The organism is Achromobacter sp. ESBL13 (genome assembly GCF_036668755.1).
Classification (GTDB): Bacteria; Pseudomonadota; Gammaproteobacteria; order Burkholderiales; family Burkholderiaceae_B; genus Achromobacter.
The window spans coordinates 34,223-53,378 of record NZ_JAZEVT010000005.1 but is presented as its reverse complement, the minus strand read 5'-3'; the positions used below and the strand labels follow the sequence as shown (position 1 = coordinate 53,378).

The window sequence follows — 19,156 nt, the reverse complement described above, 5'->3', positions numbered from 1 at the left end:
GGGGCTTTGGCGGCGTTGGGGCCGGCGTATATCCGCGCCGGTTTCACAGGCCGCCCCACCCGTGGCACCTACCCGGAGTACTAGCCCATGAGCACTATCACCACCCCCGACGGCGTGCAGATTTTCTTCAAGGACTGGGGTCCCAAGACCGCCCAGCCCATCATGTTCCATCACGGCTGGCCCTTGTCCAGCGACGACTGGGACGCGCAGATGCTGTACTTCGTGAACAAGGGGTTTCGCGTCATTGCGCATGACCGCCGTGGCCACGGCCGCTCCAGCCAGGTCAGCGACGGCCATGACATGGACCATTACGCCGCCGACGCGTCCGCCGTGGTCGAACACCTGGACCTGCGCAATACGGTTCACATCGGCCATTCGACGGGCGGTGGCGAAGTGGCGCGCTATGTCGCCAAATTCGGTCAACCGCAAGGCCGTGTCGCCAAGGCCGTGCTGGTCAGCGCCGTGCCTCCGCTGATGCTCAAGACCGAATCCAACCCGGGCGGCCTGCCGATCGAAGTGTTCGACGGCTTTCGCGAAGCGCTGGCCGCCAACCGCGCCCAGTTCTACGTAGACGTGGCCTCGGGCCCGTTCTACGGCTTCAACCGCGAAGGCGCGAAGGTGTCGCAGGGCGTCATCAACAACTGGTGGCGCCAAGGCATGATCGGCGGCGCGCGTGCCCATTACGAAGGCATCAAGGCGTTTTCCGAGACCGACCAGACCGAAGACCTGAAGGCCATTACCGTGCCCACGCTGGTCATGCATGGCGACGACGACCAGATCGTGCCGATTGACGATGCCTCGCGCCTGTCGGTCAAACTGCTGAAAAACGGCACGTTGAAGGTCTATCAAGGCTTGCCGCACGGCATGTTGACCACCCACGCCGACATCATCAACCCTGACCTGCTAGCCTTTATCAAGGGCTGATTTACCGCGTGTACCCGGGAAGGGGCGGCTCAAATCGCCCCTTTTCAGAATATTCCGACACACGCATATGGCAATGGCCTATATACTCGCCTATTGCCGACAGCAGATTGGGCGCCAAACGCGCAAAAACTGCACCGCTTCGACGCTCGAATCAGCCCGGTAACTGTCTCTGTCCGGGGTCCGAAGCCTGCTTTAGGGCGGGCTAGCCGCAGTAAGCCGCAACGTCGGCGCGCTGCCCGGACACGATCCACACCGTACGCTTCGTCGCGGCACCGCTTGAACATTCTCTTCCCAAAGCGCTGTCATCTCCTCCATTGCCTCGCCCGCGCACGCCGAAAGGCCTACGCCTAGCGGGGCCTTTCGTCCAAGAAGAACCGACATGAACGCCGTGCCGCAAGACAAACTCATTACCGCCCTGGACCACGCCCGACTGCTGGGCATGATCACCCGCCCCGCCACCGCCGCGACCCTGTCGCGCGATGCCGTCGATGCCGCGCAAGAACTGCTGGACTCCGCGCCCATCATCGCCATCGAAGAAGTCACGCCCGACATCATCACGATGCGTTCGCGCGTGCGCCTGCTGAACGACAAGGGCGATGAAATGGTTGTCACGCTGTGCTATCCGGCCGACGCCAACCTGGCGCAGGGCCAGGTGTCGGTGATGTCGCCACTGGGCTTGAGCCTGATCGGCTCGCGCACCGGTCAACTGGTCACATGGACGGCGCCGAACCAGACCGAGCATTCGGCCAGCATCGAAGAAATTCTGTACCAGCCCGAAGCGGCCGGCGACACCACGGCCTGATGCAACGCGGGCGGTGTCGTACCCGCCGCATTGCCAGGGCGCTGAGATTATCAGCGCCTTTTTTTCGCCCTGCTTTTTGCCCTGCTTTTTGCGCTGATCTCGCGATGGCGCAGGCTACAGGTCGAAGAACACCGTTTCGTACGGCCCCTGCATATGCACATCGAACCGGTAGATAAGGTCGCCGCCCCGCTCGTCCTTACGCGCCAGCAGGCTGTGGCGCCGCTCGGCATGCACCGAATTCAAGACCGGGTCCGCGGCATTCGCCTCGGCCTCGTCCTGAAAGTACACGCGCGTGAATACGTGCAGCAAGAGCCCCCGCATGGTCACGATCATGTCGATGTGCGGCGCCTCGCCGTCTGCCTGCGACGCCGGCTTGACCGTGTGGAACGCGTAGCGGTTGCCCAGGTCGGTGCCCGTGCCGCAACGCCCGAACCCCCGAAACCCCATGGCCGATGCCTCGTACACATTGCGCGGATACCGGCCCTGCCCGTCCACGTGCGAAATTTCCACCAGCGCGTCCGACACCGGCATCCCATCGCCGTCCAGCACCCGGCCTTCCAGGCGCATGCGCGTACCGCGCGCCTCGTCATCGGTCAGCACGGTATCAAAAGGCTGATCGAAGTCGTAACCGTACTGTGCCGCCGTCAGGCCGTACGCGAAATACGGCCCAACCGTCTGCGACGGCGTCTGCCCAAAATTGTCTTGCAAGCCTTGCATCAACATGACGCCTCCTTAACCGTTTTCAAACGGCGTGCAACGCGCGCCGCGCAGCACGATGTCGAACTGGTATCCCAACGCAACGCCCGCTTCGGTCAGGCCCACGCTGAAATCCGCGATCAGCCGGCTGCGCGCCGCTTCGGGCGTACCGTTCAGCATCGGGTCAAAGGCATGCAACGGGTCGCCGGGAAAGTACATTTGCGTGACCAGCCGCGTACCGAAGTGCTGGCCGAACAGGGATAGATGGATGTGCTGCGGGCGCCAGGCGTTGGGGTGATTGCCCCAGGGATAGGCCCCCGGCTTGATCGTCAAGAAGCGGTAGCGGCCATCGGCGTCGGTCAGGCAGCGGCCCGCGCCCAGGAAGTTCGGGTCCAGCGGCGCGTCGTGGCGGTCGGCCTTGTGCACATAGCGGCCGGCCGCATTGGCCTGCCAGATTTCGATCAGCGTGTGGGGCACGGGCCGGCCCAGGTCGTCAACGACGCGGCCCGCCAAACCCATGCGTTCGCCGATGGGTTCTCCGTTGCGGCGCGCGTTGCGTGTCAGGTCGTGGTCCAGCTTGCCGACACTATCGTCGCCAAAGACCGGCCGACGCATTTCGCCCAACGCCGCGCTCAGGGGCACCAGCGGCAGCGTCGGACCGCGCAATTCAGTCGAACGATAGTCGTCGTAGAGGTACGCGGGATGGCTGGCCCAGTCCCTGGGCGACAGGCCGGCCGGCGGGCGGGAGGCCGACGGCGATGACTGTCGCGATGACTGTCGCGATGACTGGGGCGATGACGGGCGCGGGGACTGGGGTGGGGACGTTTCGGATGAGCTCATGGGTGTCTCTTGGTCGGATGGTCGGATTGGCGCGCCTGGATCAGGCGCACCAGGCCCAGCAACTGGGCGGTGTGTGGCACGGGCACGCCCGCCGCGCGCGCCCGCGCCACCACTTCGCCGTTGATCGTTTCAATTTCGGTTGGCCTGCTTGCCAGCACGTCCTGCAACATCGACGGCTTGTGGCCACGATGATGTGCAATGGCGTGCTCGACGCTGGCATGGCATGCCGCCGCGTCGGCGTCGATGCCGCTTGCGCGCGCCACGGCGATCACCTCGGACACGACGTTGCGTGCCAGCATCGGGCCGTCATCCACGCTGGCCAGCTGGCCGACCGCGCAGCCCGAGACGGCGCACAGGCTGTTAAGCGCAGCGTTGAAAGCCACCTTTTCCCAGATGGCTTTCCAGACGTTGGGGTCGACTTCGCATTGCAAGCCGGCGTCGTTAAGCACGGTCGCGATGTGGATAACGTCGCTGTCTACGTTGCTGTCGGCATTGGCGTTGGCATGCGCGTTGGCATGCGCATTGGCCCTGCCCGTGAAGTTAGCTACGGCCTGGGCTTCGCCACCCCTGCGGCTACCGCCCGCCGGCCACATGCGGATCACACCGCCGCCATGCGACCTGACGTGCCCTGGCCCCGCCAGATCGGCCGGCCACGTCGTCATGCCGACCAGCACGCGCGCCGGGTCCACGTGGCGCGAAACCGCTTCCAGGTTTCCCAGCCCGTTCTGCAATGTCAGCACCCGCGCAGGCCCTTCGACCAGGGGCGCCACGCTGCGTAGCGCCGCGTCGGTATGCAGGCTTTTCGTAAAGAGAATCAGCAGGTCCGGCGGCTGGCGGCAGTGCTCGGGCCGTGACACCGTCATGCCGTGGATGCGCCTGTCGCCCCGGTCGGTCTCCAGCCGCAACCCGCTGCTGCGTATCGCCTCCAGATGGGCGTCATCGATATCCAGCAAGGTCACCTGCCGGCCGCTCTCGGCCAGCAACCCGCCAAACAGGCAACCCATGGCGCCCGCGCCCAGCATCGCGATGTTCATCGTGAGCCCTCCACGGCGGCAACGGTGCGCAACGGCGGCGCCGCGCGCTTGCCCGGGATATGACGGCGCACCATCAGCAACGCAATCAGCGCAAACACCATGACTGTGCCCAGCAACAGCAGGTAGCCCTGCGAGCCGCCCTGCGTGATGACGGTTGCGCCGACGAAGGCGCTAAGGACGGCGCCAAGACGTCCGAAGGCCAGCGCCCCCGCCGTGCCGGTGGCGCGCACCCCCGTGACGTAGACGTAGGCGCACAGCGCATACATCGTGGACTGCACCGCGTTGACGAACAGACCGTGCACGCCAAACCCGAACACCAACAAGGACGAGCTCTGCCGCACATCAACCATCAGCATCAGGAAGGCGCTGCCCAGCGCGCCCACGCAGCAGATGGCAAGCGGCCAACGCGAGCCCCAGCGGGTCATGGCGACGGCGCACACCAGCGCGCCGATCACGCCGCCCAGGTTGTAGGCGGTAAGCCCGGACGCGGCCACCGCCAGCGGCAAGCCTTCCGAGGTCAGCATTGTGGGCAACCAGCTGAATGCGCTGTACACCGCCGTCAGGCACATGAAGAACGCCACCCAGATGGCGATGGTGTCGGCGCCGTAGCCCTTCGAGAACAAGGCCCGTACGCCACGCTGCGGCAGGACCCCGGGCTGTTCAAGCGCCTGCTCGACCGCGTCGGTGTAGTGCACGCTTTGCGGCATGGGCCGGCCCATGCGCCCCAGCAACACGCCCAACTCGTTCCAGCGCTCAGGGCGGCGCGCCAGGAATCGGGGGGATTCGGGCAACGTGGCCATCAGGGCGAAGCCCAGTGCGATGGCCAGCGATCCGCCTATGAAGAACGAGGCGCGCCAACCATACAGGGGCAGGACCTGCGCCGAAAACAGCCCCGCCAGCATCCCGCCCAAAGGCACGCAGACGATGGTGGCGGTGACTGCCAGCGTGCGGCGGCGCGCGGGCGTGAACTCGGCCGTAACGGTGGTGGAACTGGGCAGCGCGCCGCCTATGCCCAGGCCGGCAATGAAACGCAGCACGGCCACGGTCAACGCATCGGGCGCCAGCCCGATGGCGCACGTGGCCGTGCCAAACACAAACACGCTGACAATGACCGCCATGCGGCGGCCGTAGCGGTCGGCGAACAGGCCGGCGAACGCGCTGCCGAGCCCCATGCCGATCAGGCCGGACGCGACGGCGGGTGCGAAGGCTTCGCGCGTGATGCCCCATTCCTGGATCATCATCGGAATCGCAAAGCCGATCAGCTGGCCGTCGAACCCGTCCATGACGATGGACAAGGCGGCAAGCATCACCACAAACTTCTGCATCGACGTGAAGGGGCCGTTGTCAAGGAGGTCGCCGACGTCGGCGTTACCGGGGTCGGGCGACGCGGTGCGAACCGCCGCGTTCTGGGCACTACGAGTCATGCTGGTTCTCCTTTGCGGAAATGGCCCGCGTTCAGTCCCAGGGCGGCGCCATGGGCAGCCCCACATAGTTTTCGGCCAGCGTGGTGCACGCGGCGCGCGATCGGGCCAGGTAGTCGAGTTCGGCGTCTTGCAGCTTGCGGTCGAAGGCGTCCGCATCGGGATAGCGGTGCAGCAGCGTCGTCATCCATTTTGAAAAACGCTGCGCGCGCCACACTCGGCGCAGGGCGTCAGCGCTGTAGCTGTCCAGCAGATCGTCTTTGCCGTGCCGGTAGAAGCGCGTCAGCGCGCGCGACAGCAGGCACACGTCGGAAACGGCCAGGTTCAGGCCCTTGGCCCCGGTTGGCGGCACCACATGGGCCGCGTCGCCCGCCAGGAAAAGGCGGCCGTGCCGCATGGATTCGGTCACGCTGCTGCGCATCGCGATGACGGTCTTGTCGAAGATGGGGCCTTCATTGGGCGCCCAGCCGTCGGGGGTGGCAAGGCGCGCGCGCAGTGTGGTCCAGATGCGGTCATCGGACCAGTCGCAGGGGGCGTCGCGCGGGTCGCATTGCAGGTACATGCGTTGCACCTCGCGCGATCGGGTGCTGACCAGCGCAAAGCCGTCGGCGCCCAAGGCGTAGATCAGTTCATCGGATGACGGCGGCGCCTGGCACAGGATGCCCAGCCAGCCGAACGGGTAGCGATGCTCTAGTGTGTGCAAGGCGTGCGAAGCGATGGCGGCGCGGCTGACGCCGTGCGTGCCGTCGCAACCCACGACAAAATCGGCGCGCAAGGTAACGGGGTCTCCGCCTTCATCTCGAAACCGCACCACGGGCCCGGATGGCACCGTGATGGATGGGGGGGCGGATTCCGGGGCGGCCTGCCGCATGCCCGCGCGCGGCACGTCATTGCTTTGGGTGACGCCGTGCAGCGTCACGTCGCTGACATTGAAGCGCACGTCGCCTTTCGCCGCCAGCCGGGCATCAAGCAAGTCGTTGATGACTTCGTGCTGCGGGTACACCATCACCGCGCGCCCACGCGTCAGGTCGACAAAGTCGATGCGGCGGTCAAGGCCGCCCACCCGCAACACCGTGCCTTCGTGCCGGAAGCCATCGCTGCGGAGCCGTGCGCCCAAGCCGACTTCCGTCAACACGTCCACCGTGCCCTGCTCCAGCACGCCCGCGCGCAGGGTGGCGCGAATGGCTTCCTGGCTGCGGCATTCCAGTACCACGGAATCCACGCCCTGCAAGTGCAGCAACTGCGACAGCATCAGCCCGGCTGGGCCTGCACCGATAATCGCTACCTGAGTACGCATACATGGTCCTTTTGCAAAGGTGAAGGCGGAGGGGAATGAGGAGTGCAAGGCGAAACTGAAGGTGGACCCGCTTCAAAACGCGTAGTCACGTGGCGTGGTCTGCACGGCCAGCCAGCGCAGGTCGGTAAAGCCGTCGATGCCGGCCTTGCCACCAAAGCGCCGCATGCCGCCTTCCTTCATGCCGCTTTCCTTCATGCCGCTTTCCTTCATGCCGCTTTCCTTCATGCCGCGAAACGGCATCTGGGCGGACGGCGTCAGGGTCCAGGAACCTGGGGGCCGGAGTCAGCCTCCGGAACCCCGCGGATAGGATCAGGACACCCGCACTTCCACCAGCGTGGGGCTGCCGCTGGCCATGGCGTCGGCCAGCACCGCGCCCAGGCGCGCGGCGTCCGACACGCGCACGCCGCCGCAGCCCAGCCCCCTGGCCAGCGCAACAAAGTCGATGCCGGGCAGATCGGTGCCCATGATCTTGTCGTGCGGCCCGAAGCCGAACGCCGGCGCAAAGTCTTGCAACGCGGCATAGCGGCGGTTGTTGAGAATCACGAAGGTGATCGGCAGCTTGTGCTGCGCGGCGCTCCAGAGCGCTTGAATCGAATACAGGCTGGAACCGTCGCCGATCAGGGCGATGACGCGCCGGTCGGGCTTGCCCAACGCCACGCCCACCGCCGCGGGCATGCCATAACCCAACCCGCCGCTGTCCATGGTGTAGAAGGTTTGTGTACGCACGTGCGGCAGATAGTGCTGCATGACGGGTCGGGCGCTGGGCGCCTCTTCCACCACGATATCGGACGGGTCGCGCATGGCGGCCAGCGTCTGTAGCACGAAGGCGGTGGACATCGGCGACGACGGCCCGGGCGCGGGACTGGGCGCGCGCCGCGCGGGCAAGGGCCGCATGATAGGCGCGGGGCGCGCCAGCAGATCGCGCAGGCACAGGCGGATGCTGCCCACGGCGGCAAGCCCCGCCGGCGCCCACGCCGCCGTGTCCGGGTCTTCGGTCAGAAGGCAGAGCTCGGCGCCGTCGGGCACGTGCGGCCCGGTCCCATCGACGTGATAGGTGAAGGCCGGCGCGCCCACCACCAGGATCAGGTCGTGCCCTTGCAGGCGGGCAACGATGCCTTCGCGCGCAGCGGGCAAAAACCCGGCGAAGAGGCGATGGCGTTCCGGGAAGCTGCAACGGCCCGACATGGGCGCTGCCCACACGCGCGCGCTGTGCAGTTCGGCCAGCGCCACGATTTCGTTCCAGGCGCCGTCGCGGTCCACAGCAGCGCCCACGACCATGGCGGGGCGTCGGCAAGCGTCCAGCAAGGCGCCGATGCGGCCGATGGCCTCGGGCTGGGGGCGTAGTTCGGTGCTGACGCCGCGATGTGCCAACGGCGGCGACGGCGCGTCCCAGTCGTCTACCGGCACGGACACCAGCACGGGCCCACGCGGCGGCATCATGGCCAGGTAGTAGGCGCGCGCGATGGCCAGCGGCACGTCTTGCGCGCGCGCGGGCTCGGTGCTCCATTTGACGTAAGGCCGGGGCAGCTCGGCGGCGTTGCTGGAGGACAGAAAGGGGTCAAACGGCAGGATGCCGCGCGCCTGCTGGCCGGCGATCACGACCATCGGCGTGCGGTTCTTGTATGCCGTGAACAAATTGCCCATCGCGTTACCCACCCCGGCCGCCGAATGCAGGTTGACCATCGACGCATTGCGCGTGGCTTGCGCATAACCGTCGGCCATGCCCACCACCGTGGCTTCCTGCAAGCCCAGCACATAGCGGAAATCGTCGGGAAACCCGCGGAACATGGGCAGCTCGGTTGACCCGGGGTTGGCGAATACCGACGTCATGCCGACGCGGCGCATCAAGTCGTAGACGGCGTCACGCACGGTCAGCGGCTGCGGCGGCGGGACCGTGTCGGACACGCTACCAGAGGCGTTCAGCGCGCCTAAAAGGCCAAAAACGGGTCCGTTCATAGCTCGGGTCCTTGCGGTGAGGTGGCGGGATTGACCAGGTGCCCGGCTTGCGCCGGGCGCGGTCAATTGCGATGGCAGAGTGTCGCCCCCCCTAGCAGACTTGAGAATTGATATATCGAGACAAAGTCATTACGCTTTGGCATGCCATTCGACCTACACCAATTGGCGGCATTCAACGCGGTCGTAGCCGCCGGCAGCCTCGGACGTGCCGCCGACGCCATGCATGTCACGCAGTCCGCGCTAAGCCGCATCGTGCGCCGCCTTGAAGGCCAGGTCGGCGCCCCATTATTCGAACGTCATTCCAAGGGCATGCAGCTGACCGATATCGGGCTGACGCTGCTGCCGCATTCCACCGCGCTGCTGCGCGATGCCGAAAGCGCCAAAGAAGAAGTCCGTGCGCTGCTGGGCCTGTCCAAGGGCACCATCCGGGTTGGCACGGTGGGCAGCATTGCGTGTTTGATTCTTCCCACCGCACTTACCCGAACCTGCAATCGCTGGCCGACGTTGCAGGTGCAGGTGGTGGAAGGCGTATGGGATCGCCTGGCCGGCGCGCTGCTGTCGCGCGAAATCGACCTGGCCCTGGGCGCGCATACCCAAGACACGGACGAAATTGTCTCGGTGCCGGATTGCCGTTGGGAAGACACCAGCTACGTGGTGGCCAGCACCAGCCACCCGCTGCGTTCCCGCCCCGGCCTTTGCCTGGCCGATACGCTGGCGTACAAGTGGGCGATTCTGCCGCGGGGCACCGAGCCCTTCGAACACATGAACCAGCTATTCACGCGACACCGTTTGCCCATGCCGGACGTCACCGTTGAAACGCGTTCCATCACGGTGCTGAAGAACCTGATTGCCCATTCGGATTTTCTGGGATGGATGCCCGAGCCGATGTATCACGCCGAACTGCGCGCGGGCCAGCTTGACCGGCTGCCGATTCCCGGCGCGTCCGACACGCGCATGCTGACGGCGTTTCGGCGCACGCAGGGGCTGCTGCCCCTGCCCGCCGCGAAGCTGCTGAACGAACTGCGCCAATTGACCAACGGCGTGCCGCTGCGCTAGCCGGCGGCCCGCCCCGCTTCCTGCAATTGCCGCCACAGGATCTTGCCCGTGCTGGACTTGGGCAGCGCGTCCACGAATTCGACGATACGCGGCGCCTTGTAGGCGGCCATGCGGGCGCGGGCCCACGCGATCACTTCGTCTTCGCGCGCGCTGTCGCGGGCCTCGGGCCGCAGCACCAGCAGCGCCTTGACGGTTTCACCCCTGCACGTGTCGGGTACGCCGATCACGCAGGCTTCGTGCACCGCCGGATGCTCGTACAAAGCGTTCTCGACCTCTGCCGGCCACACCTTGTAGCCCGACGCATTGATCATGCGCTTGAGCCGGTCGGTGATGAAAAAATAGCCATCTTCATCCACCCGCCCCAGGTCGCCGGTGCGAAAGTAGCGTTCGCCATCCAGCATGAAAAACGCCTCGTCGTCGGCGGCCGGGTTGTTCCAGTAACCCAGCATCAGCTGTGCGCCGCGCGTGACCAGCTCGCCCACCTGCCCGGCCGCTAATTCCTGCAAGGTGGCCGGGTCCACCACGCGCGTATCGACCCCGAAGGTGGGCACGCCGATGCACTGGCGCTTGTTGCGGTGCATGGGATTGCAGTGCAGGAACGACGCGGTCTCGGTCAGCCCATAGGCTTCGTTGAAGACGATGCCGTAGCGCTCGGCCAGCATGGCCGATACCGCCTCGGGCATGGGCGCGCCGCCGCCGCACAACAAGGCCAGGCGCGACAGGTCATACGATTCGATATCGGGCTGCGCAAAGAAGTCCACCACCATCGCCGGCGGCGCGGCCCACACACTGACGCGATGCCGCGCCATCAATTGCGCCGCCACCTGGCGGTCCCAGCGCGGCAGCAGCACAACGGTGGCGCCCAGCAGGATGGGCAGGTTCATGCAGTTCTGCATGCCAAGCAGATGAAACAACGGCGCCACGCCCATGATGACGGCTTCGGACGTCAGCCCGCGCCACAGCGCCGAGCCGGTCACCGCCGCGCCCAACGTGCCGTGCGTGTGGCGGCAGCCCTTGGGCCGGCCGGTGGTGCCGGACGTATAGGGCAGCAGGCAAAGATCGCCCGCGCGCGCCTGGTGCGGCCGGGGCGGGGCGTTGACCGCCAAGGCGCCGTACCAGGGCACGCCGCCCGGCATGTCCACCTTGCCGCGCGGCGCGGCGATCAAGTCGGGCGGCGGCCTCTGGCCATCACCGCCCGTGCCCAGGTAGTCGGAGTAGGCGTGAACGATGACGCGTTCCAGCCGCCCGTCTTCGACAAAGCCTGCCAGCCGGGGCGCCAGTTCCTGCGCGGCAAACGCCACGCGTGCACCGCTGTCCTTCAAGTAGTGAGTCAGTTCGTCTTCCGTGCTCATCGCGTTCACCGGCACCACGACCGCGTCGGCGCGCAGCACGGCGTAGTAGGCGATGATGAATTGCGGACAGTTCTGGCTCAGCAGCAGCACGCGGTCGCCGGCTGCAACGCCCGCGCTGTGTTGCAGATAGCCGGCCATGGCCTCGACCTCGCGCTTCAGACGCGCATAGTCCAGCACCATGTCGTAGAACACGATGGCGGGCTTGTCGGGATAGCGCGTGGCAGACGACTCCAGGTTGAAGACAAGGCTGGAGCGGGGCTGGTGGATGTGGGCCGGCAAGCCCTTGGGCCATACGTTGGTCCCTGCCGGGGGCGGCGACCGAAAATGCGCTTGCTGCATGCGTGTCTCTCTCCGAGTCCCGTGCAAGGTGCCGGCCGCGTTACGCGGCCATGCCCCGCGCGATGATTTCTTTCATGATTTCATTCGATCCGCCGTAGATCTTGCCTACGCGCGCATCCGCGTACATCCGGGCTATGGGCGTTTCCAGCATGTAGCCGTAGCCGCCGTGCAATTGCAGGCATTCGTCGATGACCTGACAGTTCATCTGCGTGGTCCACCACTTGGCCATGGCGGCGGTGGGCAGGTCCAGCGTGCCCTGCAACTGGCGCGCGATGCAATCGTCGACAAAGCGCGCGGCGATGGTCGCAACCGTTTCGCATTCCGCCAGCTTGAAGCGCGTGTTCTGCATGTCGATCAGCGGCTGGCCGAATACCTGGCGCGTCTTCGTGTAGGCGACGGTGTCGTCGATGGCGCGCCGCATGGTCGCCACCGCGCCCACTGCAATTAGCAGCCGTTCGCGCGGCAGTTGCTGCATGAGCTGCGTAAAGCCCTGCCCTTCTTCGCCGCCCAGCAGGTTGGCGGCGGGCACGCGTACGTCGTCAAAGAACAGTTCGGCCGTATCGCCGCTTTTCTGGCCCAGCTTTTCCAGCAGCCGTCCGCGACGAAAGCCCGGCAAGTCATGCGTTTCCACCATGATGAGCGAGACGCCGCGCGATCCGGCGTGCGGGTCCGTCTTGACCACCACGCAGATCAGATCGGCGTGCAGGCCGTTGGTGATGAACGTCTTGGACCCATTGATGACGTAGGCATCGCCGTCGCGCGCGGCCGTGGTTCGCACGCTTTTCAGGTCGGACCCGGCGCCCGGTTCGCTCATGGCGATGGCGCCCACGCGTTCGCCCGTGGCCATGCCCGGCAGCCAGCGCTGCCGCTGCGCCTCGATGCCGTAGTTAAGGATGTAGTGCGCCAGGATGGCGCTGTGCACGTTGTTGCTGAAGCCGTGGACCATGGCGCGCGCCTGCTCGGCCGCCACGATGGCCTCGTGCGCGAAGCTGCCCGCGCCGCCGCCATAGGCTTCGGGCATGCTGACGCACAACAGGCCCAGACGCCCCGCCCGTGCCCAGATGTCGCGATCGGCATGCTGTTGCTTGCGCCACTTTTCCTCGTCGGGCGCGAATTCCTTTTCGAAGATGCGGCGCGTCGCATCTTGGAACAGCGTCAGGTCGGCGTCCATCCACGCGGGGCGTGGCGGTTCCATCGAATTGTGCGGGCGCGTCATGGGCGGCCGCCGCCCACGACCAGCACCTGCCCGCTGACGTAGTTGGATTCAGGCAAGCAGAACAGATAGACCGCGCCGGCGGCTTCGGCGGGCGTTCCGGCGCGGCCGATCGGGATCAGGCTTTCGGCGTTCTTGAGCACCTGCGGATTGACGCCCACCTTGATCTGGCGCCCCTGGATGTCCAGCGTGGTGTCGCCGTCGGCCACGGCGTCGGTCAGCCGCGTCTTGATCAGGCCGAACGCCACGCTGTTCACGTTGACTTTGTAGCGGCCCCATTCCTTGGCCAGCGCGCGCGTCAGGCCGTTGATGCCGGCCTTGGCGGCGGCGTAGTTGGCTTGGCCGGCGTTGCCCATCACCCCCGAGGTGGACGAGATATTGACCACCTTGCGGAACACTTCGCGCCCGTCGGCGGCCTCGGCCTTGGCGGCTTCGCGCAGGAAGCCGGACGCGGCGCGCAGGATGCGGAAAGGGGCGGACAGATGCACCGCAAGGATTTCATCCCATTGTTCGTCCGTCATTTTCTGGATGACGTTGTCCCAGGTGTAGCCGGCGTTGTTCACGATGATGTCCAGGCCACCGTAGGTGTCGATCGCCGCGCTGACGAAGCGGTCGGCAAAGCCCGGCGCGGTGACGCTGCCGGGGCAAGCGTGAGCCTGGCCGCCCGCCTGGCGGATGCGCGTGACCGTGTCCTGGGCCGGCCCGTCATCCAGGTCGTTGACGATGACCCTGGCGCCTTCGCGCGCCAGTTTCAGCGCGATCTCCTGGCCGATGCCCCGCCCCGAGCCGGATACCAGCGCCACCTTGCCTTCAAGTGTTCCCATCGTTTTGTCTCCTGGTTTGTTGCGGACGCCGGCGTCACGCGGCCTGGTACAGCGTGACGACGCACGCGCCGCCCAGCCCCAGGTTGTGCTGCAAGGCCAGCCGCGCGCCTTCCACTTGCCGCAGGTCGGCCTGCCCGCGCAACTGCCAGACCAGCTCGGCGCACTGCGCCAGGCCGGTCGCCCCCAGCGGATGGCCCTTGGACAGCAGGCCGCCCGATGGATTCGTCACGACGCGGCCGCCGTAGGTGTTGTCGCCATCGACAATGAATTTTTCGGCCGTGCCCTCGGATGTCAGGCGCAGCCCTTCGTAGGTGATCAATTCGTTTGCCGTGAAGCAGTCATGCAATTCGACAACGTCAATGTCGGCGGGGTCCACGCCCGCGGCCTCGTATACGCGGTCGGCGGCGGCGCGCGTCATGTCCAGCCCGACCAGCCGGCGCATGTCGGCGGCATCGAACGTGGTGGGCGTATCGGTCGTCATGGCCTGCGCGGCGATGCTGACGGCGGGCCGCAGGCCGTGGCGCCGCGCGAACTCGTCCGAGCACAGGATGGCCGCCGCCGCGCCGCAGGTGGGCGGGCAGCATTGCAGGCGAGTCAAAGGGTCGAAGATCATGGGCGCGTCCAGCACCTCGGGCAGCGTGACGGTCTTGCGGAACACGGCGTAGGGATTGCGGGCCGCGTGCTGGCGCGCCTTGACCGAGATGCGCGCGAACGTATCGGCGCGGATGTCGTGCTGCTTCATGTAGTCGCGCGCGGCGCCGCCGAAAAACTGCGCGGCGCGCGGCGTGGCGGTGTCGTAGCCCTGCGCGGCGGTCATGGCCGACACGAAGCCGGCAAGCGGCGACGGCCGGTCTTCATACACGCCTTTCAGCGCGCCCGGCACCATCTGTTCAAACCCCACGGCCAGCGCACATTCCACCGCGCCGCTTTCCACCGCCTGGCGCGCCAGGAACAGCGCCGACGAACCGCTGGCGCAATTGTTGTTGACGTTGAAGACGGGAATGCCCGTCAGGCCCAGGCCATACACCACGGCCTGGCCCGAAGTGGAATCGCCAAAGACGTAGCCGGCATAGGCCTGCTGCACGGCGTCATAGGGCACGCCCGCATCGGCCAGCGCTTCTTGCACGGCGCGCATGCCCATCACGGAATAGGGGTCGCTGGCGCCCGGCTTGCAGAACGGAATCATGCCGACGCCGGCCACCCATACTTTTCGATTCATGCGGGTTCTCCTGAAGTGTGTGGCGGTGGCGGGCTGCGGACAGGCAGATTGCGCATCGCTGCTTGGGCCACCCTTGCCCAGCCCTTGCTCAACCCGTACTTTCCGGCCCGGCTCGCCACGCGGCAATGGCCGCAGGCGTCAAATGGATTGGCGGAAAGTGTCAGGGGCCGATGGCGCGCGGGCGGGCATCGAGGCCGGCGCGCAGGCCAGTTGGGTGCGGCGGTATTCGCCGGGAGACACGCCGGTCCATTTCTTGAACGCGCGATGAAAGGTGCTGGGTTCGGAAAACCCCAGCCGCGCGGCGATGTCCACCAGCGACAGATCCAGACGGCCCAGATATTCGACGGCGGCATCGCGCCGCAGATCGTCCTTGAGCACCTGAAAGCCCTGCCCTTCGTCGCGCAGATGGCGCCTGAGCGTTTGCGGCGTCATTGACAGCTGCGCGCTGACCTGCGCCAGCGATGGCAGGTCCCCGGACAAGTCGTTGCGCAGCAGGCGGCGGATGCGATCGGTAAGCGTGGCGCGGTCCTGGTATTTCACCAGCAGGTCGAACGGCGCGTTTGCCAGGAAGGTGTGCAGCGCCTGCGCGTCCTGCACCACGGGCAGCGTCAGCCAACGCGATTCCAGCCACAGGCCCGTGTCGGATCGCCCATAGCGTATCGGCGCATGAAAGACTTTTTGCGCGTCGGCGCTACGCGCGCCGGCTTTGTAATCCACGCCCAGGATGGGCAGGCGACGCCCCGCCAGCCAGTTGGCCACGCCCAGCGTGAAGAAGAGAAACGTGCGTTCGCCGTACCACTGCGTACAGTCCGGCGCGCCCCGCGCATCCAGCACGATGCGCGCGGTATCGCCGCTGACGCACAGCCGCGCGGTGAAGTCGCGCAGCACGCCATGGTAGTAGCGAAACGCGACGCGCAACGCCTGGCCCACGGTGCCCTCCTGCAAGGCCAGGCGGCAGGCGTGGGCGAAGGCGCCCAGCGGCACCGGATGCCGCCCCATGCCCAGAAAATCATCGCGCGTGGCGCGCCGCAACATCCGCAGGATCTGTGCGAACTGGGCTTGCGACACGCGCGCCAGCGGGGCCTGCAACAGGGCGGGCGGCACCTGGGCGCGCCGCAACACGCGTTCCACGTCCACGCCGCGCGTGCGGGCGCCTTGCAGTATCTGGGCGATGTGCCCCACGGCGATGGTGTGATGCGTCATGGCGGATTCCTACGGCGGGGCGCGAACCGACTCGGGTCGATGGTAGCGAAAGGCATGCGGCCAAGGAATGCCCGGCGTGAGCATTCCCGCCAAGCGGAATCATCCATTTCGCCATTGGATCGCCGCAAAGCCGCGCCTAGACTGGCTTTTGCCGCAGGCCGGCTACCTCTTCGTATTTACCGGAGTCCCTCTTTGGATACGCCGAACACCGCCCCGCTTGCGGGCATCAAGGTGCTGGACCTGTCACGATTGTTGCCCGGCCCGCTGGGCGCGCAGTATCTGGCCGACCTGGGCGCCGACGTCATCAAGATCGAGGACACGCAGGCGGGCGACTACTCGCCGCCCGCGTTGCGCGCCGTGTGCAACCGCAACAAGCGTGGGCTGCGGCTGGACCTGAAGCATCCCGAGGGGCAGGCGGCGCTGGCAACCTTGGCGCGCGACGCCGACGTGGTGATCGAGAGTTTCCGGCCCGGCGTCACGGCGCGGCTGAAAGCGGACTACGCAACGCTGTCGCGCCACAACCCTCGGCTGGTGTATTGCAGCATCACGGGCTACGGGCAAGACGGGCCGCTATGCGATGCAGCGGGGCATGATCTGAACTATGCGGCGGTGGCGGGCGTGGCGGACCAGATGGGATGCGGGCCGGACCAGCCGGCCTTGTCGAACCTGCCGGTGGCCGACATTCTGGGCGGGTCGCTGACGGCGGTGATGGGCATCCTGGCGGCGCTGGTTGATGCGCAGCGCACGGGGCGCGGACGCTATGTGGATATCGCCATCGCCGACGGCTTGCTGGCGGGCGCAGTGGTGCCGCTGGCCACGCTGAACGCGCACGGCGCGACGCGGCCCGCCGGCGGTGACACCTTGTCGGGCGCGCTGGCGTGCTACGGCCAATACCGCACGCAGGACGGCCGCTATCTGGCCGTTGCGGCATTGGAACCGAAGTTCTGGGGCACCCTGTGCCGCAGGCTTGAGCGGCCGGATCTGCTGGCCTTGCATCGGGATGAAGACGCGACGCGGCAAGCGTGGGTGCGGTCGGAATTGCAGCAGCTGTTTGGGTCGCGACCATTGGCGCATTGGCTGCAAGTGCTGGACGGCGCCGACTGCTGCGTCGCGCCGGTGCTGAAGCTGGCCGAAAGCCTGGCGCACCCCCACTACGCCGCGCGCGGCATGGTACACGCCGCACGGCACCCCGAGTACGGGGCCGGCGCGCAGGTGGGCAGCCCCGTCAAGATGTCCGGCTTCCAGTTCGCCATCCGACGCCCGGCGCCGCTGCCGGGCGAACACACCCACCAGATCCTGCGCGATGCCGGCTATGACGACGCCGCCATCGCGAGCCTGTCCGCGCGCGGCGTTGCGCGTTGAGCCCGGCGGGAAGCAGTTGCCGTGCCCCTTGCTGTGACGCTTGCCGTGCCTTGCTGTGCCATTCGCCGTGCCCCTTGCCGTGCCCCATAACAAATCAGGACGGAGACAACCATGACGGATTCCTCTCGCAGCATCGCCTTGCCCCGACGCCGCAGCCTGCTCAAGCTGGGGCTGATCTTGCCGGCCACGTTGGGCGTTTGGCCCGCCGCCCACGCCGCCACGTTTCCGGTGCGCCCCATCACGTTGATCGTGCCGTTTCCGGCGGGCGGCGCCACCGATACGCAGATGCGCGCGCTGGCCGTGGCGGCTTCCAAAGAGCTGGGCCAGACCGTCGTCATCGCGAACCGGCCCGGCGCGGGCGGCACGTTGGGGCCGGCCGCGATGGCGCAGGCGGCGGCGCCGGACGGCTACACGATCTCGGTCGTGGTGGGCACGCTGTTTCGCTACCCCTTCCTGCAACAGGTCAACTACGACCCGGTCAAGGACTTCACCTACATCGCCTGCATGACGGCCTATTCCTACGGCATCGTGGTGCGCCAGGATGCACCCTGGAAAACGCTGGATGAACTGATCGCCCACGCGCGCGCCAACCCCGAGAAAATCAGCTACGGCGGCACGGGCGCGGGCGGCTCTGGCCGCATCGCCATCGAGCGCCTGTCGCGCTTGACCGGGGCGCGGTTCAACTTCATTCCGTACAAGGGCGCGGCCGAGGAAACGACGGCGCTGCTGGGCGGCCACATCCAAATGGTGTCGGACGCGGGCTGGGGCCCGATGATCGACACGGGCCGCGCACGGCTGTTGGCCATCGTGGGCGACGCGCGCGCCAAGCGCGTGCCGGACGTGCCCACGATGACCGAACTGGGCTACCCCATCGTGGCCACCAATCCCGTGGGCATCGCGGGCCCCAAGGGCATGGATCCGAAGATCGTCGCCGTGCTGCAAAAGGCCTTCCACCGCGCCTCGCACGATCCCGAATACAACCGCGCGCTGGACAATGCAGACCAGCCGCACATGCTGATGGACAGCGCGGCGTACACGGAATTTGCCATCAAGCAGGTGGCCGAGGAAAAACACTTTGTGGCCGAACTGGGCTTGAAGATGCAATAAGGCCGGGCGCAAGAAAGCCGCGCGGGATGTCCGCGCGGCGGGTGCGGCAACGGCAGCTTAACGGCCGGCGGCCTTGGCGCTGATGCCGTTGGCCACGCCCATGTCTACCTTGGGCACGTCGCGGATCAGCACCCGGACGTCTTCGCCCGAGATATCGATACTGGTGCACACGGCCTGGTTCAGCGCGGCGATCAGCGCGGCCTTCTTGGCTTCGTCGCGCCCTTCGATCAGCGCCACGTCGACGCGCACCATGCGCTTGCCGATTTCACCGGCCACGATTACGTTTTCGGCGGGCACTTCCTGCAACACGATGCGCACGCTGGGCAGCGGCGCGGCAATGCTCTGGACAACCGCGTCGGACGCGGCGCGCAACAAGGCGGCCTTCTGGGCGGCCGAGTGGCCTTGCAGGATCTGGACATTCAAAATGGGCATGACGGCTTCCGGTTATTCGAACGGGGAACGCCGGACGCGTGACCGGCCAGCCATCATAAAACGACTTTGCCCGCGTGCA

17 protein-coding genes and 1 pseudogene are annotated in these 19,156 nt (G+C 66.8%); 5 read left to right on the top strand and 13 right to left on the bottom strand.

What is annotated here, in order from left to right:
- The first annotated feature begins 87 nt into the window (after nt 1–87).
- Both V6F88_RS19330 and V6F88_RS19325 read left to right on the top strand, forming a co-directional pair.
- The gene (locus V6F88_RS19330) at nt 88–924 is read left to right on the top strand and encodes an alpha/beta fold hydrolase (RefSeq protein WP_332611517.1); all 837 of its coding nucleotides are present in this window, start codon (nt 88–90) and stop codon (nt 922–924) included.
- 379 nt (nt 925–1,303) lie between these two features.
- Entirely contained in the window at nt 1,304–1,726 is a 423-nt protein-coding gene (locus V6F88_RS19325; protein WP_046807288.1) for a GreA/GreB family elongation factor, read from the top strand.
- A 114-nt stretch (nt 1,727–1,840) separates the two neighbouring features.
- On the opposite strand, the gene pcaG is transcribed toward V6F88_RS19325, so the two are convergent.
- The 7 genes and pseudogenes from pcaG to mdlC form a co-directional block, all read right to left on the bottom strand.
- Nucleotides 1,841–2,449 carry a protocatechuate 3,4-dioxygenase subunit alpha gene (gene pcaG / locus V6F88_RS19320; protein ID WP_332611516.1) on the bottom strand — a complete coding sequence of 203 codons (609 nt, stop codon included), beginning with the start codon at nt 2,447–2,449 and terminating at the stop codon, nt 1,841–1,843.
- Between the two features lie 9 nt (nt 2,450–2,458).
- Nucleotides 2,459–3,262 carry a protocatechuate 3,4-dioxygenase subunit beta gene (pcaH, locus tag V6F88_RS19315; protein WP_332611515.1) on the bottom strand — a complete coding sequence of 268 codons (804 nt, stop codon included), beginning with the start codon at nt 3,260–3,262 and terminating at the stop codon, nt 2,459–2,461.
- Nucleotides 3,259–4,296, bottom strand: a complete 1,038-nt coding sequence (locus tag V6F88_RS19310) for a ketopantoate reductase family protein (RefSeq protein ID WP_332611514.1) — start codon at nt 4,294–4,296, stop codon at nt 3,259–3,261. The genes pcaH and V6F88_RS19310 overlap by 4 nt, the downstream gene beginning before the upstream one ends.
- Complete coding sequence (locus V6F88_RS19305) at nt 4,293–5,720, bottom strand: MFS transporter (RefSeq protein WP_332611512.1); 1,428 nt, start codon at nt 5,718–5,720, stop codon at nt 4,293–4,295. The genes V6F88_RS19310 and V6F88_RS19305 overlap by 4 nt, the downstream gene beginning before the upstream one ends.
- A gap of 31 nt (nt 5,721–5,751) precedes the next feature.
- Nucleotides 5,752–7,014, bottom strand: a complete 1,263-nt coding sequence (locus V6F88_RS19300) for a 4-hydroxybenzoate 3-monooxygenase (protein WP_332611511.1) — start codon at nt 7,012–7,014, stop codon at nt 5,752–5,754.
- Between the two features lie 72 nt (nt 7,015–7,086).
- Nucleotides 7,087–7,275, bottom strand: a pseudogene (locus V6F88_RS19295) (hypothetical protein); the annotation flags it as partial.
- A gap of 48 nt (nt 7,276–7,323) precedes the next feature.
- Nucleotides 7,324–8,970 (bottom strand): benzoylformate decarboxylase, encoded by a 1,647-nt coding sequence (gene mdlC, locus V6F88_RS19290; protein WP_332611510.1) that lies wholly within the window; start codon nt 8,968–8,970, stop codon nt 7,324–7,326.
- A 141-nt stretch (nt 8,971–9,111) separates the two neighbouring features.
- Between mdlC and V6F88_RS19285 the strand changes: the two genes are divergently transcribed.
- Complete coding sequence (locus tag V6F88_RS19285; RefSeq protein WP_332611508.1) at nt 9,112–10,026, top strand: LysR family transcriptional regulator; 915 nt, start codon at nt 9,112–9,114, stop codon at nt 10,024–10,026.
- Here the strand turns inward: V6F88_RS19285 and V6F88_RS19280 are convergent.
- The 5 genes from V6F88_RS19280 to V6F88_RS19260 all read right to left on the bottom strand — a co-directional run bounded on the left by V6F88_RS19280 (nt 10,023) and on the right by V6F88_RS19260 (nt 16,176).
- Nucleotides 10,023–11,717 (bottom strand): long-chain-fatty-acid--CoA ligase, encoded by a 1,695-nt coding sequence (locus V6F88_RS19280; RefSeq protein WP_332611507.1) that lies wholly within the window; start codon nt 11,715–11,717, stop codon nt 10,023–10,025. The genes V6F88_RS19285 and V6F88_RS19280 overlap by 4 nt on opposite strands.
- A 40-nt stretch (nt 11,718–11,757) precedes the next feature.
- Entirely contained in the window at nt 11,758–12,933 is a 1,176-nt protein-coding gene (locus V6F88_RS19275) for an acyl-CoA dehydrogenase family protein (protein ID WP_332611506.1), read from the bottom strand.
- Nucleotides 12,930–13,754, bottom strand: a complete 825-nt coding sequence (locus tag V6F88_RS19270; RefSeq protein WP_332611505.1) for an SDR family NAD(P)-dependent oxidoreductase — start codon at nt 13,752–13,754, stop codon at nt 12,930–12,932. The genes V6F88_RS19275 and V6F88_RS19270 overlap by 4 nt, the downstream gene beginning before the upstream one ends.
- A 34-nt stretch (nt 13,755–13,788) precedes the next feature.
- The gene (locus V6F88_RS19265; RefSeq protein ID WP_332611503.1) at nt 13,789–14,973 is read right to left on the bottom strand and encodes a lipid-transfer protein; all 1,185 of its coding nucleotides are present in this window, start codon (nt 14,971–14,973) and stop codon (nt 13,789–13,791) included.
- 138 nt (nt 14,974–15,111) lie between these two features.
- Nucleotides 15,112–16,176: an AraC family transcriptional regulator gene (locus V6F88_RS19260; RefSeq protein ID WP_332611501.1), complete on the bottom strand. Its 1,065-nt coding sequence runs from the start codon at nt 16,174–16,176 to the stop codon at nt 15,112–15,114.
- 192 nt (nt 16,177–16,368) lie between these two features.
- On the opposite strand from V6F88_RS19260, the gene V6F88_RS19255 reads away from it, so the two are divergent.
- Together V6F88_RS19255 and V6F88_RS19250 are read left to right on the top strand one after the other, a co-directional pair.
- Nucleotides 16,369–17,538 (top strand): CaiB/BaiF CoA transferase family protein, encoded by a 1,170-nt coding sequence (locus tag V6F88_RS19255; protein ID WP_332611499.1) that lies wholly within the window; start codon nt 16,369–16,371, stop codon nt 17,536–17,538.
- Between the two features lie 111 nt (nt 17,539–17,649).
- Nucleotides 17,650–18,645, top strand: a complete 996-nt coding sequence (locus V6F88_RS19250) for a tripartite tricarboxylate transporter substrate binding protein (RefSeq protein WP_332611497.1) — start codon at nt 17,650–17,652, stop codon at nt 18,643–18,645.
- Between the two features lie 57 nt (nt 18,646–18,702).
- Here V6F88_RS19250 and V6F88_RS19245 read toward each other — a convergent pair whose 3' ends face one another.
- Complete coding sequence (locus V6F88_RS19245) at nt 18,703–19,077, bottom strand: tautomerase family protein (protein ID WP_104144184.1); 375 nt, start codon at nt 19,075–19,077, stop codon at nt 18,703–18,705.
- Between the last annotated feature and the right edge of the window lie 79 nt (nt 19,078–19,156).

What these genes read in the sequence shown, in the direction of transcription:
- V6F88_RS19270 (WP_332611505.1), bottom strand. Translation starts at nt 13,754, where the DNA reads ATGGGAACACTTGAAGGCAAGGTGGCGCTGGTATCCGGCTCGGGGCGG.
- V6F88_RS19310 (WP_332611514.1), bottom strand. Translation starts at nt 4,296, where the DNA reads ATGAACATCGCGATGCTGGGCGCGGGCGCCATGGGTTGCCTGTTTGGC.
- pcaG (WP_332611516.1), bottom strand. Translation starts at nt 2,449, where the DNA reads ATGTTGATGCAAGGCTTGCAAGACAATTTTGGGCAGACGCCGTCGCAG.
- V6F88_RS19275 (WP_332611506.1), bottom strand. Translation starts at nt 12,933, where the DNA reads ATGACGCGCCCGCACAATTCGATGGAACCGCCACGCCCCGCGTGGATG.
- V6F88_RS19330 (WP_332611517.1), top strand. Translation starts at nt 88, where the DNA reads ATGAGCACTATCACCACCCCCGACGGCGTGCAGATTTTCTTCAAGGAC.
- V6F88_RS19260 (WP_332611501.1), bottom strand. Translation starts at nt 16,176, where the DNA reads ATGACGCATCACACCATCGCCGTGGGGCACATCGCCCAGATACTGCAA.
- V6F88_RS19305 (WP_332611512.1), bottom strand. Translation starts at nt 5,720, where the DNA reads ATGACTCGTAGTGCCCAGAACGCGGCGGTTCGCACCGCGTCGCCCGAC.
- V6F88_RS19280 (WP_332611507.1), bottom strand. Translation starts at nt 11,717, where the DNA reads ATGCAGCAAGCGCATTTTCGGTCGCCGCCCCCGGCAGGGACCAACGTA.
- mdlC (WP_332611510.1), bottom strand. Translation starts at nt 8,970, where the DNA reads ATGAACGGACCCGTTTTTGGCCTTTTAGGCGCGCTGAACGCCTCTGGT.
- V6F88_RS19285 (WP_332611508.1), top strand. Translation starts at nt 9,112, where the DNA reads ATGCCATTCGACCTACACCAATTGGCGGCATTCAACGCGGTCGTAGCC.
- V6F88_RS19300 (WP_332611511.1), bottom strand. Translation starts at nt 7,014, where the DNA reads ATGCGTACTCAGGTAGCGATTATCGGTGCAGGCCCAGCCGGGCTGATG.
- V6F88_RS19250 (WP_332611497.1), top strand. Translation starts at nt 17,650, where the DNA reads ATGACGGATTCCTCTCGCAGCATCGCCTTGCCCCGACGCCGCAGCCTG.
- V6F88_RS19325 (WP_046807288.1), top strand. Translation starts at nt 1,304, where the DNA reads ATGAACGCCGTGCCGCAAGACAAACTCATTACCGCCCTGGACCACGCC.
- V6F88_RS19245 (WP_104144184.1), bottom strand. Translation starts at nt 19,077, where the DNA reads ATGCCCATTTTGAATGTCCAGATCCTGCAAGGCCACTCGGCCGCCCAG.
- pcaH (WP_332611515.1), bottom strand. Translation starts at nt 3,262, where the DNA reads ATGAGCTCATCCGAAACGTCCCCACCCCAGTCCCCGCGCCCGTCATCG.
- V6F88_RS19265 (WP_332611503.1), bottom strand. Translation starts at nt 14,973, where the DNA reads ATGAATCGAAAAGTATGGGTGGCCGGCGTCGGCATGATTCCGTTCTGC.